This window comes from Paenibacillus sp. FSL R5-0912 (assembly GCF_000758605.1).
Taxonomy (GTDB): domain Bacteria; phylum Bacillota; class Bacilli; order Paenibacillales; family Paenibacillaceae; genus Paenibacillus_AQ.
This window is the reverse complement of the sequence record NZ_CP009282.1, coordinates 2,840,458-2,855,186: the sequence shown is the minus strand read 5'-3', so window position 1 is coordinate 2,855,186 and position 14,729 is coordinate 2,840,458. Positions and strand designations below refer to the sequence as shown.

The window sequence follows — 14,729 nt, the reverse complement described above, 5'->3', positions numbered from 1 at the left end:
AGGGGTGAAGATATGACAGCTAGCCAGGGAATCCCCCAGTCCATCCGACTGAGCTCTTCCGTACAGCATATGCTGGGGAAGCATCTGCTGTCCTGTTATCCGCAGGAAGCCTGCGGAATCCTGCTGGGAGCTGCCGCAGCGGGTGGCATGTGTATCGACAGCTATGTGCCGATACGCAACGTAGCGCCTGACCCGCTGCATTCTTTTGTACCTGATCCCGGAGAGTGGATCAGAGCCGTATACCGTGAACCCGCACCTGTCGGATTTTTCCACTCCCATCCGCATGCTGCGCCCTGGCCTTCTCTTGCCGATCTAAATGGTTTGTCTTCGCTGGGGCCTGAATTCAAGATATACCTGATCGGCTCTCCGGGAACCCGCCATACCGGTACTCCGCTGTTGAACGGGTTCCTAATACAGCGTACGGACAATAGCGGCTCTGCACAGACACCTGCCCTACAGCATGTGCCCTTAAGTCCTGCTTAGATAAGCGTACAGATCGCCCAGTGTCTCCACCTGGTTCTTTTGGGAAATCTGCCGGAGATACGCTACCCATAATTTCGCCGTCATTTTGGCATCTTCAAGCGCATGATGACGGCCTTCAATCGGGATCTCGTGAATGGCCAGCAGCTCATCCAGCGTGTAATTACTGCGGTGCGGCTCCAGCCAGCGGGCCAGCATCATCGTATCCAGTACCCGGTGGGTCAGCTGCACCTTGGAGGTTTTCCATAAGGCGGCGTTCAGAAAAGATTTATCATGTGCACTTCCATGCGCTACCAGCACTCTCTGGCCGACAAAGGACATGAAATTGTGCAGTCCATCCATCAAAGACGGGGCACTGGATGTCATTTCTTCTGAAATCCCGGTCAGCCTGGTAATATTATCAGGAATAGCCGTCCCGCAATTCACCAGCGTATAGAAACATTCGTCTTCCTTAATCTCTTCCCCTACCACACGGATCGCCCCGAAGGACATAATCTCATCCCCTCCCTGATGGGAGAAGCCGGTAGTCTCAAGATCAAATATAACGGTCTCCAGCTCAGAGAGCGGAGTGTGCAGCACTTCCGGACGCCGTTTTTCGCGCATAAGAGAACGGATAAAAGCCATCTGCTGTGCGGTTTGCTGGGCCGATTCTCCGCCTCTCATGGAAGCGATGGCGGATGGCATTCCGCCTTGTCTCAGGTTGTTCCAGAACCCTCCGCCTTTGTTCGGCTCCTTCATGGCTGTCTCCTTTCCGCGGACCGGAGCTGTCGCTGCAGGGCCTTGTGCAGACGCCTGACCAGCAGCAGACTTTCCCGCAGCTCACTTCTGAGCTGCTTATTCTTCAAATCACTCTCGGCATAGTAATCACTGCTTGCAAGCAAGCCATCCTCCACCGTATAAGGCGTATTCACACGCATCTTCAAGGCCGTCAGAAATGCCCTCCGGATCTCTTCAAGATGCTGGTATTTGTCCAGTTCAGCCAAATGCTCAAGCCTCTTCAGCGTCGAAGAATCCTCTATCCCGTGCAGCAGCGACAAATGTCTGACAATATTGACAAGCGGGATATAAAGTCCGTATTTGACATCAAAACCGCCTGCATGATCGCCAAACCGCTCCGTGAGTACCTGTCCCAGCAGATTAAGTGTTGCCTTATGGCGAACGGTATTTCGCAGCACAGCCATCGTCAGCTTGTGATTGTCCGCAAAACCGGCATGAAAAGCTTCCTTCCACTTCGCGGACAATTCTACGCTGCCGGCCACATGGCGCATATCAGAAGCTATGATCAGGTAACGGACAGGCTCCCATTCCAGCTGCTCCATCCAGCCCTCCAGCTGATGCTCCCATTCAGACAGCGTTTTACGCCACAAAGGCTCGGAGCACATCACCTTGCCGCCGCATTTCTCGTAACCTGCAGTTTCAAGCACATCGGACAACATGGCGCCGAAGGCTTCGAAATAGCTTTTCTTGAGCCCATCCAGCTCACCTTCTACAATCAAACCATTATCCTGATCACTCCACAGCGTAGCTTCCTGTCTGCCTGCACTGCCGAATACAATAAAGGAATAGGCGCAGGGAGGCAGGCCATAGCCCGCCTCCTTCATCTGCGCCTCACATATGTGTACCGCTGTTTTTGCAATCTGATCATGCATTGCATTCACCCGGCACATCCATTCCTGGGCCGGAATAACGTTTAATTGCTCCAGAAGTACTTTTTGACAAGCGGTACGCCTGGCCTTAAGCTCCTGCGGCGAACCGGCCGTTACGATGGACATGTATCTTTCATCTTCGTTCCAGTCTGCTGTCTCCATCGAAGCCACTCGGTCCGCCTCCCTATTGAGTAGAAGATATAATTATTTCAAGGGTTTGGATTCCGATTCTGTGATCAGTTTCATTTGTTCAGGATAACCGTAAGTACCATGCTCACTGATATCCAGACCCATCAATTCTTCTTCTTCCGTTACACGAAGTCCGATAACCATTTTCATTACGTAGAGGATAATGAAGGACATCACCGCTACGAAAGCAAAGGTACCGATCACACCAAGCGCCTGTACTCCCAGCTGATGTGCACCTCCGCCGTAGAACAAACCGGCTTTACCGACACCAACAGTTTCAACAAGCTCAGGTGTTGCGAACAAGCCTGTAGAAATGGCTCCCCAAACCCCTGCAATACCGTGAACAGAGAAGGCGTAGATCGGATCGTCAAGACCTGCACGTTCCAGCCACTGTGAAGTCATGAAGGTGAATGCTCCAGCCACAAATCCGATAAGAATAGCCGCCCAAGGCTCTACAAATGCGCAGGCACCAGTGATAGCAACAAGTGCAGCAAGAACACCGTTCAGCATTGCCGGAATATCCGACTTGCCGAAGTACAGCCAGGAAGCAATCAGTGCCGCCAGACCGCCTGCCGCAGCAGCCAGGTTCGTTGTCAGTGCCACGTGGCCGAAGAATCCGCCCATAGGGGACAATGCACTACCCGGGTTGAAGCCAAACCAGCCGAACCAGAGAATGATAACGCCGAGTACTGTGAATACCTGGTTGTGACCAGGAATGATAACCGGTTTACCTTCTTTATTGAACTTGCCCAGACGGGGTTTAAGGAGGATTGTTGCCACAACAGCTGCAGTTGCACCTGTAAGATGGACCACCGTGGAACCTGCATAGTCCTGCATGCCCAGCTCAGCCAACCAGCCGCCGCCCCATACCCAGTGAGCCACAACCGGATAGATCACTACCGAGAAGAGAATTCCGAAAATGATGTATACGCTTAGCTTAGCACGTTCTGCCATACCACCAGATACAATCGCCAAGGATACTGCTGCGAAAGCCATTTGGAACAGGAATTTAACATTTAGGGTTACATCAGAGAATGCCAGGGATTCAAACGAAGAACCTGTTGTATCTCCACCGTAGAAGAAGCCTGTAGTACCGAAGAAGCTATTGCCGTTACCGAAGCCAAGACCAAAGCCCAGAGCCCAGAAACACAAGCTTGCAATGGCCAGTGTCAGTACCGTCTTGCCGGCAACGTGACCTGCATTCTTCATCCGGACCGAACCGGCTTCAAGCATTGCGAAACCAGCTTGCATAAAGAACACAAGGATAAATGCCAGGAACGTAAATGCAGTGTCAAGTCCAATTTGCAGATCCGGTGTTGCCGGACCCTCAGCAGCAAATGCGCTGACCGGATAGATCATCAGTGTAACCATGGCCAGGAACATCATCAACATCTTTTTTTTCATACTTTACCCCACTCCCCAATGTTATATTTTCTAACAAAGCGTGAAACTCTTAATGTCATTATAATCAGAAGTCAGGGAAATTGACAAGACTATTTTTTTGAATGTATTAATTTATTATTGGAAGCTCTCGATTTATTCACCATATGACAATTCTCCCGCAAGATTGCAGATATTCCGCAGAAACCGCCAGCTCCTATACTTGACAAGGATGCAAGCGTATACACTTTGTGCAGTATTCAAGATTATTCATTATGTATTTTTATTAATGTCTGTTAGTAAACATACCTTTTCACGCCGAATTTTTCCTGACATCAACCTTGTTTAGCTTCAATATAAAATAAGTTTAACTACTTTTCCTAAGCAGCTCATAAGAATATCTATGATGTTCAGGGTTCTTAAGTAAATACATCACATGTTATGTTATATATTACTTACACTTCTCAATCTGAGTCCCTACTATTCTGAACATTTTGCTCTGCGCTCTGCAAAGAAGGTATCTCCTCATATAAAACAACAGCGAATCTTTAAGAAATCACTGCATATACTTTAAGTAAGTGTGACGTTTGACTGTATAGTTTGCGATTTGGTATCATAAATGATAGGAATAATAATTGAAGCAGAGCACATCGCTGTATTACAGCCTGCCGCTTCGAGCGAGGTGAGATGACTTGGAGATATGACCCTTTACCGGATTGGTGAGCTGGCCAAGGCGGCCGGCACCAGTGAACGTACCATTGATTATTATACGAAGCTTGGACTTATTACACCCGAATCAAGAAGCATGAAGAACTACCGGCTGTACAGTCATGAAACCTTGATCAATTTACAACGTATTAATCAGCTAAAGCAGGAGAAATATACATTGGAAGAAATCAAATCCCTGATGGGCAAATGGAACGCAGCTACACCGGAAGCCGAGGTCTCGGGCAAACTGGTTCAGCTTGAGATTCAGATGCAGCAGCTTGAGCGCGAAGTCAAGGCTCTTGAACCGGTGATCAGCGGTTTGAAGCCCGGACAGGCCAACCGGGCATTAGCAGCATTAATTCCGCAAGGCGTTGCCTGCATGGAAGCGATCCGGCTTCTGCTGACGCAGGGGCCGCCAATGTAACAGCTTGTAACTTAAAGTGGAGGAATGAGACATAATGATGCCCCTAATGTATCTATTATTAATTATCGCTTTTATCTTCTCTGTCTGGGCCCAGTTCAGGGTTAAGGGTAATTTCAAGAAATGGGCCCAGGTGCCCAACCTGAATGGATTGACCGGATATGAGGCCGCACGCCGTATGCTTGATGCAAACGGACTGTACGATGTACCCATTGAACCGGTACGGGGTACCCTCTCCGACCACTACGACCCGATCAACCGTGTTGTCCGGCTGTCAGAGCCAGTATATTATGAAAGCTCCATTGCAGCGGTTTCCGTCGCCTGTCACGAGATTGGCCATGCGATTCAGCATAAGGAACATTATCCGATGCTTACGCTCCGCCACCGGATGTTCCCGGTCGTTAACTTCGCATCAGGTGTTGCACCCTTTATGTTACTGGCCGGTTTTATCTTCAGCTCGTTGAATCTTATTGGTCTGGGGATCATTTTCTTCTCGGCCGCAGTAGCTTTCCAGCTTGTCACGCTGCCTGTTGAGTTCAATGCCAGTAGCCGTGCACGCGAGATCATGGTACAGCAAGGATTCATCCGCAATGAAGAAGAACGCGGTGTCGCCAAGGTCCTGAATGCCGCAGCTCTCACATACGTGGCAGCAGCATTAGTCTCGCTGCTCGAGCTTATCCGACTGATCCTCATGTTCCTGGGCAACCGCGACTAAAAGTTAGCCTTAGTTAATCACAAACAATACCCCGGTAGGCTATGAGCCGACCGGGGTATTGTTTTGCTGTCTGTCTTTGAAATAAGTTAGCAGGAAGGTACGGAATGAACGGGCCACCAGCGGAAGCTTACCGTCCGCCCTGTGAATCAGCCCCACCGTTCTTGTAACTGAGGGTTCGACGACCCGGACCTGAGCCGGCTGCATTGGATTGGTCTGGTAGAACGCCATCTCCGGAAGCAGACTTACTCCCATCCCGGCAGCTACCAGACCGCGGATCGTATCTGTCTCCCCGCCTTCAAAAGCAATCTGCGGCTTGAACCCCGCCTGCAGACAAGCCTGCCATACAATCGGCCGCAGCGAGTAGCCTTGGCTGAATAAGACGAATTTCTCTTCCCGCAGCTGTTCAAGCCGAATCACTTCCTCTCCGGCCAGCGGATGATTCTGTGGCAGAATGGCGAACAGCTCTTCAGTCATTACAATATCGCCGGCCACATGCCCGTCATTCTCCGGAAATGGAGAAATGAAGGCCAGGTCCACCTCACCCGAAATCACATCCTTAATTAACGACGGATAGGCCCCCTGCTTAAAGCGGAATTTAACATGCGGATAATGACGGCGGAATTCCGCAACAATGGAAGGAATGAGATGGGTCCCGAGGCTATGCGGGAAGCCGATGCGGATCTCCCCGCGCTCCGGATCAAGGAATTCATGAACCTCCGCCACCGAACGGTCCAGTTCATTTAGGAGCGACTCTACTCTTTTGCAAAAGAGCTGTCCGACAGGAGTAAGCTGCAGGTTCCTCCCTTTCTGCATGAACAGATCTACACCAAGCTCCTGCTCAAGCTGATGGATCTGGCGGCTTACTGCAGATTGTGCGACATGCAGTTCTTCCGCCGCTCTGGTGACATGTTCTTTTTGGGCAACCTTTAGAAAATACTGCAGCTGTCTAAGCTCCACGTCTACACCCTCTCTTATCTTCGGTTTCGTTTGAACACGCGGATCATTAATCCATAAATGAAGAATCCGGCTACCAGACCGCCGATATGGGCCATATAATCTACATGCGGTGTGGCAAACGACATAATAATCCCCATCACCAGGAGGCCATACAGTGTCTTGCGCGAGCCCTCGTCCATCATCGTTCTTTGCAGTAACGCAATGTAGAGGAATGCGCCATAAACGGCGTAGATGGCACCGGAGGCGCCTACAGAGACAATCCCGATCTCAACTACTCCGCGGCCGCTGATGGCAACCCCCAGAAGGTTCGCCAGGAACCCGCCGGCCAGATACAACAGCGCATACCGCCACCAGCCCATCAGCCGCTCCAGGGGAGGCGCAAATACCAGCAGAGCGAAACTGTTAAAGAACAGATGGGCAAAGCCATTATGCAGGAACATGGCCGCAGCGTAGCGCCACAGCTCCTCTTTCTCTGGTCCGACATTTACCGTTGCCCCGAACTTCACGAGGGTCTGCAGATTCGTTGAGCCGCCATTCAGCGACAGCACAATGAACATCAGTACATTGGCCAGAATCAGCACACAGGTTACCGGATAATACCGGAGATAACTTTTCCACTTCTCGTATCGTATGAAAATCATAGCACCCATCCTTTTATGTATGTTGTCCGGCTCGACATTCAGCTTCTAAAAAGATTATAATTTATTGTGGCAGTAACAATCCAATATTGCAATCCAAGGAGGAAATAAGGACATGACGCAAGAAAGAACAGGCGTAGCTACTTTTAAAGGCAATCCCATTACTCTCGTAGGACCTGAACTGAAGGCAGGAGATTCCGCACCAGCATTCGTGGTAAGCAAGAATCTGCTGGAAGATGCTTCACTCGGTGATTATGCCGGCAAAATAAAGCTGATCAGCGTTGTGCCTTCCCTCGATACCGGTGTATGCGATGCACAGACCCGCCGCTTCAACAGTGAGGCCGCCGGTCTCGGCGATGACGTGGTTATCCTCACTATCAGCACAGACCTGCCTTTCGCTCAGGCACGCTGGTGTGGCGCTGCAGGCATTGACAGTGTAATTACACTCTCTGACCACAAGGAAACCTCCTTCGGACAAGCCTACGGTGTACTGATCAAGGAATTCCGTCTGGATATGCGTTCCATTTTCGTCGTGGACAAGAATGACAAGCTGGCTTATGTTGAATATCTCGCCGAAATGGCAGAGCATCCGGACTATGAAGCTGCCATTTCTGCTGTTCGGGCACTGTTGTAACCTCAAGCGCACCATACTTATACTTTTCAGTCTTACTTTTGTGAAAAAAAGCGGAAGAAGGTCATCCTTCTCCCGCTTTTTGCGTATGATGAGCCCTATTTATTATTGCCCGGCACGGCCTGTACCGTGCTTAGAAACCGCATACAATCTCTGGACAGAAAAGTGCAATTCGTTCTTAATCAGCCTTATATTTGCCCAGCTTCTTATCCAATGACTGGTACAAACGCTGAATGACACGGTAATTGGCACCCAAATCGCCAAGCGATCCTCTGGATGCAGAATACATATCTACGGCACAGCGTACCGGCGAGGTACTCAGCACAGATACGGTGATATCCAGTGTGCGACCGAATGCCGTTCTCTTCTCCAGGGTGATCTCCCCTACAGACTGTACTTCGTGAAGCACTTTGAATCCAGGAATCTTCTTCAGCGTTGCGGATACTTCATCCCACGCCTTGTCTCTTGAAAGAGTGTAATAACGTGTTTTGAGTGTCGGATCTTTTGCACGGTCGCTTGTTCCGTCATGACTGCGAAATAAACCGACCAAGGTTCTTTTCAACGACAAAATTCTTCCCCCTCTTCAAATCCCAAGTTCATTACTCTAAGTGTAACACTCTTATCCACGGAACAAAAGAGCATAGCGCACTTTGTCCGGGTAAATACCCCCGAAACACACACTATAAAAGGCACCCTACTCCTGCAGATAAGCAGGTAACAGGGTGCCTTGTCAAAAACAGTAGAAAACCCGCCTATGCCGTCCGGCTGCAGTGTCTTCTGAACCTGCTATAGCAGGTGGGTGACCGCAGAAGTCGTTTTTGAATTCCCCAAGTCGTATAGACAGGGCTGTTCAGCCGCGCTTCATGTAGATCTCCCAAGACATTATCATTGGTTCAAAACAACGAGCAACCATAACGTACATCGCAGGATTTATTAATATTATATTGCGTTTTAACGAAAAAGTAAACCTGTATGCGCTTTAATTAACACTGGAATAATTTTCCGTCTAAATCATTGATCTTTCAGTTATCGGAATGTTAACTCTTCTTGAGGTTAATACCCTCTTCCGCTTCCTCTTCATCCTCGTCAGAAGGCATACCTTCATTCTCGGCTGCTTCCAGCGCCGCCTGCTCTTCAGCCAGCTTCTTCTTCTCCACCTGCAGCTGCAGCTTATTGTACGTTGCATAGAAGTTAAAGAAAGCAAGCATAGCAATGAAAGTAGGAATACAAAGAGCGTAGAGCACCGGATACCGCAGACCTATATAGAGAAGAACCGCTGAACCAATTAGTGTAGAGAATACACGGATCGGCCGGGCGATGGTCAACAGAATGGAGTTGGTCACCACTTCCTTGAAGGTCATCTGGTAATGAACCACGATCGAGAAGAAATTGAACATGGAAACGAACAAAATAATCATCAGCACGAGCATCAGAATACCGACGATTTTGAAATTGGCCATTTGTGTCATGTATACGGTAACATCCACGTACATAATCACGAACAGCAGGGTGTAGATAATGCCTCCAAGCATGCTTTTGAAATAATTCTCTTTGTACCCCTGAAAAAAAGTGCGGAATGTGCTTACATCTGTGTTGCCCATTACCCATTTGCGTACCACTGTGAACAACGCCGCCGTAGCGGGAAATACAGTGAATGGCGCGAATACGCCAAGTACCCAGTTGAGCATGATCTGCTCATTCGGTCCGCCAGCTTCCGAACCCAGCATAATCATCTTCATAACTCCTGCGAACAGAAATGGAATCGAACACAGTGCCCACAAAATATTACTGAAGGCAATACGTGATATCCATTCTGTGATGCGGTATAAACCGCCCATTGCTCCCTTAAACTCCAATTCCCTTCCTCCTGTCTATCTAGCGCATACTGCGTATCTTAACTATACCCTATTTGACCCGGACTTTTCCAGCGCCCAAGTTTACAAGTTATAGGTAAGTGTCTACGCAAGCTCTGTGATCCGTCCATATATTAGAATCGTAACCACAACAACCACTGTTTAAAGGAGGTTAACCCCATGTCCGCACCCGGTTGCTGCAATCCTTGGACTTCCACCGGTACCATTCTCGTCCTGTTCATTCTGCTCGTCATTATTACCCGCACTTTCATCTAAACGTCCATGATAAGGATAAGGTATTACTCGAAGCATATCATTCTTATCTTTGCAAAAAAAAAAGAAGACGAGAACCGCTCGCGGTCGCTCGTCTTCTTCTTATGTCAAACGGAATGCTTAAACGTCGTAATCCTGTTTAGCCGGACGGGTGCTTGTGCTGCTTGGGCGTGCCGACGGTTTACGGTCTGCGCTGCGGCTTGCACCGCCATCGCGTCCTGCTCCCGCATCACGGTTGCCTTTGTAGCCGCCGCCGTAGCTGCTGCCGCTGTTGCTGCCATAGCCGCTGCTGTAGCCGCCACGTGTGCTTCCGCCGCTGCTGGCATTATCACGGTTACCGCGATAGCCGCCGCCACTGCTGCTGCCAGTTCCGGAGCCTGTACGGTTGCCGCCATAGCCGCCGCCGTTAGGCTTGCGTCCGCTGCGGATATCGTTCTTGCCTCCGCGGCGTTTCGCACGGATCGGATCTTCAGGAGTCAGCTCGATTTGAGCATCCTTGTTATCGCCGGTAAGAAGCTTCATAGCTGCGGATAGCAGCTGTACAGAATCATATTGTTCCAGCAATTGAATGGCAATACCTTTGTATTCGTTCAGTTCCCCGCCATCCTCAACCATTGCCAGCAGACGTTCAGCTGTAATGCGCTGTTTGCCTTCAATAGCCTCAGCCATTGTAGGAAGCGGTTTGCGGGTAATACGGTGACGGGTAACACGTTCGATCAGATGCAGGTGATCCATTTCACGCGGAGTCACGAAGGACCATGCTGTTCCTTCTTTACCGGCACGGCCGGTACGGCCGATACGGTGTACATAGCTTTCCGGATCCTGTGGAAGGTCGAAGTTGATTACATGAGTTACACCCGAAACGTCCAGACCGCGGGCTGCAACGTCTGTAGCAACCAGTACATCAATACTGCCGTCACGGAATTTGCGCATTACAGCATCGCGCTGATTCTGCGACAAGTCACCATGCAGGCCATCAGCGGAATATCCGCGTTTCTGCAATCCTTCAGCAAGCTCGTCTACCCGGCGTTTGGTACGGCCGAAGACGATAGCCAGATCTGGGGACTCCATATCAATCAAACGGCTGAGCGCTTCGAACTTCTGGCGTTCAGGAACTTCAATATAAGCCTGATCGATTAGCGGTGCGCTGATTTGCTTAGGTATTACGGATACATGCTGTGGATTCTTCAGGAACTGCTGGGCAAGACGTTGAATGTTAGGAGGCATAGTAGCCGAGAAGAGCATCGTCTGACGTTCTTCCGGAACGAGCTTGAGGATCGTCTGGATATCCTCCATGAATCCCATATCCAGCATTTCATCAGCTTCATCAAGTACAATGGTCTGTACATCATCAAGACGGATGGTTTTGCGGTTGATATGATCCAGGAGACGTCCAGGAGTACCAATAATGATCTGTGGTTTCTTCTTAAGTCCGCGGATTTGACGGCCGATATCCTGCCCGCCATAGATAGCCAGTGAACGAAGTCCCTTGAAGCGGGTCAATTTGCCGATTTCTTCCGCTACTTGGATAGCCAGCTCGCGTGTAGGCGTCATAATCAATGCAACGATTTTCTCTTCTTCCCGGACGATCTTGGAAATGAGGGGAATCCCGAAAGCAGCGGTCTTACCTGTACCCGTCTGCGCCTGGCCGATCAGATCCGATCCGGCCATTGCAAGCGGAATAGCTTGCTCCTGAATGGGTGTTGCTTCCTCAAATCCTAGTTCAGTGATTGCTTGTAGCACTTTTGGCTCCAAGCCGAATTCTGCGAATGTTTTCAAATTATTCATGCTCCTTCTATACAGTGGACATTCCACATGCTTGTCTGTATTCTTAAGTAGCGGTAAACACATTTATAGGCTGTCCAATCATGCCGTATTTCCTGCATGGTTTAGCGCGTATTGGGACAAAAAAAATGTCCTATGATCAGGCCACTACATATACCTGACAACTGTAACTTCGCATTCTAAGCAATGCAAAAATACCATTGTAACGTCCTACTCAAGAATATCCTATACATTATATCACAAACCGGATCAGGAATACCAGTACATTCCTTTCTTTCATTACTTACATTAAACATAGAGGTGAATTTGTTTGTTGAAACTCAGACTATTCGGGAGTTATCTGGCCGTAATCTTCGGTTCTGCGATGATTGCCTGCGGCTTCAATCTGTTCCTGATCCCGCACAGACTGCTCAGTGGAGGAGTATCGGGCCTTGCCATGCTGGTCGGTTACTTCACTCCATTTAATATCAGCCTGCTGTACTTACTCTTCAATGTACCGCTGCTTGCCGCCGGCTGGTTCCAGCTCGGACGGAGGTTCATTATCCTCAGTATCCTCTCTGTCGGAGCCACAACCTGGCTGATGACCCTGGTACCGGTGCATCAGGTCTCCTCGGATATGCTGCTGGCTTCCGTCTTCGGAGGGGTGCTTGTAGGTGTCGGGGCCGGAGTGTCCTTCCGTGTGGGCGGCTCGTCCGGCGGATTCGATATTCTGGGCTCGATTATTACACGTTACCGCGATTTCCCGATTGGCAATGTCCTGGTCGGCCTTAACGGGCTCGTTATTCTGGCCGCAGCTTATTTCGATAACAACTGGAACCTGGCACTTGCTTCCATGGTCTCCATTTATGTGAGCGGTAAGGTCGTCGATCTGATTCATGTCAGCCACATCAAAGTCACCGTCTATATAGTAACAACCCGGACGGATGAGCTTCTGCAGCAATTGTTGGGGCTTCAGCGCGGTGTTACAAAGATTAAGACGGAAGGCGCTTATTCTCATGTGGAACGGGACATGCTAATGACAGTGACCACACGTTACGAACTCGCTGAGCTCAAACGGATCATCAAAACAAGCGACCCGCAGGCTTTTGTGAACATCGTTGAAACAGTCGGGGTTATGGGGTCTTTCCGCAAAAGATAGGCTCCGAAAAAAATGCGCATAATTTAAAATTGTGATATATTAGTACCACGCAGGACCCTTATCAATTTCATGAAGATTGTGATTTACCCCTCTTTTTTCCAGGCACTTCGTTTTTCCGGGTGGACCCTGAATTCAAATTCAGTTCGATTCGAAAAAGGAAAGGGTGATTTTTGTGGAAATGGAAACGGTAAAACTGTCAGCAATCGTCATGAGGTGGTATCCCGATATGATACCGTTTCTGAAGCAGGACGAACTCAATTCTGTAATCGTTCTGCGTGACGGTCTGAGTATTCTGGAACCGGCAGATGCCATGGATATCATCCATTACAGCATTTGCGAGCATCAGAATTCTGCGTATCTTCACTGAGCAAGCTGCCCTAAGAGCAAGTTTTTATAGTTGCCGCTTCAGATTCGGCCTTCGTGTCCGGATCCGAGCGGCATTTACTTTTTAATTCAGCGGTTCAAAATCTGTACATCCCGTTTATAAACAACAAGAGCGGTTTTTTATGACACCAAAAATTACGGGTATTGTTACAAGTCTGTTCTTTTTGAGTGCATCCGTTACTTTATACTTTAAGGGAATGTACATAAAGGGAGCGAATAACGAATGAACATCACCTGGGCATTACTGATGATGGCCCTGGGAGGCGTTGGTGTGCCGAATAACGGCCACGACGCTGATGTGGCAGCAGCACTGCAGAGCGCCATGAATCCCCCCATCGTCGCAGAACACACTACGAATCCAGAGACAACAGCGATTACACCGGGTGGAGCTGGCAGCACGCCAGCGCCGGAACCTTCACCAAGTGCAACACCAGAAGCAGGAATTAATACCGATCCGCAGCCGGATGCACCAAAGGTTAAGGGGATTTATGTAACAGCCTACAGCGCCGGGGGCGAACGCATGGAAACCCTGCTCGCCCTGCTCGACAAGACGGAACTGAATTCCATGGTCATCGATATCAAGGATGACGCCGGTTACATCACATACAAAACGGATAACACGGAGCTCCAGCAAATGGGACATCCCCAGCCGTTCATTGGAGATATCAACAAGCTGATGACACGTCTGAAGGAGCATGACGTATATCCGATTGCCCGGATTGTTGTTTTCAAGGACTCTGTATTGGCCAAGAAGAACAAGGAATTATCCTTTGTAAATACCGACGGCTCAGTCTGGGCTAACAAAGGCGGAGACAGCTTCGTGAATCCTTATAATGAAGCGGTGTGGAAATACAATGTGGATATTGCCAAAGAAGCTGCGAAGCTCGGATTCAAGGAAATTCAATTTGACTATGTACGCTTCCCTGAAGGCTTCGAGAAACGTGCAGATACACTGAAATACACCAAGAGTGACAGACCGCGTGTAGAAATCATTGCCGACTTTGTCAAATATGCCAAAGCAGAGCTCGCGCCGCTCGGCGTACGTATATCTGTTGATATCTTCGGCTATGCAGCCTCAGTTCCTGCAGCAGAAGGTATTGGTCAGGATTTCGTCAAAATATCGAAGAATGTAGATGTCATTAGCCCGATGGTCTATCCAAGTCATTATTCTACCGGCTGGTTTGATGTCAAAGATCCGGATAAGGACCCTTATGCTACAATCAAAGGCTCTATGGTCGATACACACAAGAAGCTTGATCCGCTCGGCAGCTACAAGCCGGTAATTCGTCCATGGATTCAGGATTTCACCGCCAGCTGGCTCGGCAGTGGCCATTATGTCAAATACGGCAAGAAGCAGGTTGAAGACCAGATCCGCGCCTTGAAGGATGAGAAGGTGGATGAATTCCTGCTCTGGAACGCCAATAACCGTTATACCTCGGAAGTGGATTACGAACAATAAGCTTACAGCAATTATCTGATGTATCCAATCACCATAAGAAGAACCGGAACCCGGCAATTGCCGGGTTTTTTA

Annotated in this window: 16 protein-coding genes and 1 other RNA gene; 8 read left to right on the top strand and 9 right to left on the bottom strand. The window is 49.2% G+C overall.

Annotated features, from left to right (window positions below; all coding sequences use genetic code 11):
• Positions 1-12 precede the first annotated feature (12 nt).
• Positions 13-483, top strand: coding sequence for a M67 family metallopeptidase (locus R50912_RS33245; protein WP_052416237.1), 471 nt, complete (start codon positions 13-15; stop codon positions 481-483).
• Here the strand turns inward: R50912_RS33245 and R50912_RS11915 are convergent.
• Genes R50912_RS11915 through R50912_RS11905 form a run of 3 tightly spaced genes read right to left on the bottom strand, consistent with a single transcriptional unit; the run spans position 469 to position 3,719 of the window.
• A complete protein-coding gene (locus R50912_RS11915) occupies positions 469-1,218 on the bottom strand; it encodes an exonuclease domain-containing protein (RefSeq protein WP_042135741.1) in 750 nt (249 codons plus the stop codon). The genes R50912_RS33245 and R50912_RS11915 overlap by 15 nt on opposite strands.
• Positions 1,215-2,288 carry a DUF294 nucleotidyltransferase-like domain-containing protein gene (locus R50912_RS11910; RefSeq protein WP_042242170.1) on the bottom strand — a complete coding sequence of 358 codons (1,074 nt, stop codon included), beginning with the start codon at positions 2,286-2,288 and terminating at the stop codon, positions 1,215-1,217. The genes R50912_RS11915 and R50912_RS11910 overlap by 4 nt, the downstream gene beginning before the upstream one ends.
• A gap of 42 nt (positions 2,289-2,330) precedes the next feature.
• Positions 2,331-3,719 (bottom strand): ammonium transporter, encoded by a 1,389-nt coding sequence (locus R50912_RS11905; RefSeq protein ID WP_042235041.1) that lies wholly within the window; start codon positions 3,717-3,719, stop codon positions 2,331-2,333.
• Positions 3,720-4,395: 676 nt separating this feature from the next.
• On the opposite strand from R50912_RS11905, the gene R50912_RS11900 reads away from it, so the two are divergent.
• Both R50912_RS11900 and R50912_RS11895 read left to right on the top strand, forming a co-directional pair.
• Positions 4,396-4,827, top strand: a complete 432-nt coding sequence (locus R50912_RS11900; protein WP_042135737.1) for a MerR family transcriptional regulator — start codon at positions 4,396-4,398, stop codon at positions 4,825-4,827.
• Between the two features lie 34 nt (positions 4,828-4,861).
• Positions 4,862-5,539: a zinc metallopeptidase gene (locus R50912_RS11895; protein WP_442950510.1), complete on the top strand. Its 678-nt coding sequence runs from the start codon at positions 4,862-4,864 to the stop codon at positions 5,537-5,539.
• A 39-nt stretch (positions 5,540-5,578) separates the two neighbouring features.
• Here R50912_RS11895 and R50912_RS11890 read toward each other — a convergent pair whose 3' ends face one another.
• Positions 5,579-6,496, bottom strand: coding sequence for a glutamate biosynthesis transcriptional regulator GltC (locus tag R50912_RS11890; RefSeq protein ID WP_039299738.1), 918 nt, complete (start codon positions 6,494-6,496; stop codon positions 5,579-5,581).
• A 14-nt stretch (positions 6,497-6,510) separates the two neighbouring features.
• Complete coding sequence (locus R50912_RS11885; RefSeq protein WP_042235039.1) at positions 6,511-7,137, bottom strand: rhomboid family intramembrane serine protease; 627 nt, start codon at positions 7,135-7,137, stop codon at positions 6,511-6,513.
• Between the two features lie 112 nt (positions 7,138-7,249).
• Between R50912_RS11885 and tpx the strand changes: the two genes are divergently transcribed.
• Positions 7,250-7,768, top strand: coding sequence for a thiol peroxidase (gene tpx, locus R50912_RS11880; RefSeq protein WP_042235038.1), 519 nt, complete (start codon positions 7,250-7,252; stop codon positions 7,766-7,768).
• Between the two features lie 175 nt (positions 7,769-7,943).
• Here tpx and R50912_RS11875 read toward each other — a convergent pair whose 3' ends face one another.
• The 3 genes from R50912_RS11875 to R50912_RS11870 all read right to left on the bottom strand — a co-directional run bounded on the left by R50912_RS11875 (position 7,944) and on the right by R50912_RS11870 (position 9,621).
• Positions 7,944-8,333, bottom strand: a complete 390-nt coding sequence (locus tag R50912_RS11875; protein ID WP_039299722.1) for a DUF1499 domain-containing protein — start codon at positions 8,331-8,333, stop codon at positions 7,944-7,946.
• A gap of 173 nt (positions 8,334-8,506) precedes the next feature.
• Positions 8,507-8,698, bottom strand: a non-coding RNA gene (gene ssrS / locus R50912_RS33860) — 6S RNA.
• 104 nt (positions 8,699-8,802) lie between these two features.
• The gene (locus tag R50912_RS11870) at positions 8,803-9,621 is read right to left on the bottom strand and encodes a YesL family protein (protein WP_042235036.1); all 819 of its coding nucleotides are present in this window, start codon (positions 9,619-9,621) and stop codon (positions 8,803-8,805) included.
• Positions 9,622-9,798: 177 nt separating this feature from the next.
• Between R50912_RS11870 and R50912_RS11865 the strand changes: the two genes are divergently transcribed.
• Positions 9,799-9,894 carry a hypothetical protein gene (locus R50912_RS11865; RefSeq protein ID WP_039299719.1) on the top strand — a complete coding sequence of 32 codons (96 nt, stop codon included), beginning with the start codon at positions 9,799-9,801 and terminating at the stop codon, positions 9,892-9,894.
• Positions 9,895-10,011: 117 nt separating this feature from the next.
• On the opposite strand, the gene R50912_RS11860 is transcribed toward R50912_RS11865, so the two are convergent.
• The gene (locus tag R50912_RS11860; protein ID WP_042235034.1) at positions 10,012-11,670 is read right to left on the bottom strand and encodes a degradosome RNA helicase CshA; all 1,659 of its coding nucleotides are present in this window, start codon (positions 11,668-11,670) and stop codon (positions 10,012-10,014) included.
• A 319-nt stretch (positions 11,671-11,989) separates the two neighbouring features.
• Between R50912_RS11860 and R50912_RS11855 the strand changes: the two genes are divergently transcribed.
• From R50912_RS11855 to R50912_RS11845, 3 genes are all read left to right on the top strand, one after another.
• Positions 11,990-12,814 carry a YitT family protein gene (locus R50912_RS11855; RefSeq protein WP_039299805.1) on the top strand — a complete coding sequence of 275 codons (825 nt, stop codon included), beginning with the start codon at positions 11,990-11,992 and terminating at the stop codon, positions 12,812-12,814.
• A 178-nt stretch (positions 12,815-12,992) separates the two neighbouring features.
• Entirely contained in the window at positions 12,993-13,181 is a 189-nt protein-coding gene (locus R50912_RS11850) for a hypothetical protein (RefSeq protein WP_171718441.1), read from the top strand.
• 240 nt (positions 13,182-13,421) lie between these two features.
• Positions 13,422-14,657 (top strand): putative glycoside hydrolase, encoded by a 1,236-nt coding sequence (locus tag R50912_RS11845; protein WP_042235032.1) that lies wholly within the window; start codon positions 13,422-13,424, stop codon positions 14,655-14,657.
• The last annotated feature ends 72 nt before the right edge of the window (positions 14,658-14,729 follow it).

Coding starts and splice junctions, on each gene's coding strand:
- R50912_RS11915 (WP_042135741.1), bottom strand. CDS start 1,218: ATGAAGGAGCCGAACAAAGGCGGAGGGTTCTGGAACAACCTGAGACAA.
- R50912_RS11895 (WP_442950510.1), top strand. CDS start 4,862: ATGATGCCCCTAATGTATCTATTATTAATTATCGCTTTTATCTTCTCT.
- R50912_RS11910 (WP_042242170.1), bottom strand. CDS start 2,288: ATGGAGACAGCAGACTGGAACGAAGATGAAAGATACATGTCCATCGTA.
- tpx (WP_042235038.1), top strand. CDS start 7,250: ATGACGCAAGAAAGAACAGGCGTAGCTACTTTTAAAGGCAATCCCATT.
- R50912_RS11845 (WP_042235032.1), top strand. CDS start 13,422: ATGAACATCACCTGGGCATTACTGATGATGGCCCTGGGAGGCGTTGGT.
- R50912_RS33245 (WP_052416237.1), top strand. CDS start 13: ATGACAGCTAGCCAGGGAATCCCCCAGTCCATCCGACTGAGCTCTTCC.
- R50912_RS11885 (WP_042235039.1), bottom strand. CDS start 7,137: ATGATTTTCATACGATACGAGAAGTGGAAAAGTTATCTCCGGTATTAT.
- R50912_RS11865 (WP_039299719.1), top strand. CDS start 9,799: ATGTCCGCACCCGGTTGCTGCAATCCTTGGACTTCCACCGGTACCATT.
- R50912_RS11850 (WP_171718441.1), top strand. CDS start 12,993: ATGGAAACGGTAAAACTGTCAGCAATCGTCATGAGGTGGTATCCCGAT.
- R50912_RS11905 (WP_042235041.1), bottom strand. CDS start 3,719: ATGAAAAAAAAGATGTTGATGATGTTCCTGGCCATGGTTACACTGATG.
- R50912_RS11900 (WP_042135737.1), top strand. CDS start 4,396: ATGACCCTTTACCGGATTGGTGAGCTGGCCAAGGCGGCCGGCACCAGT.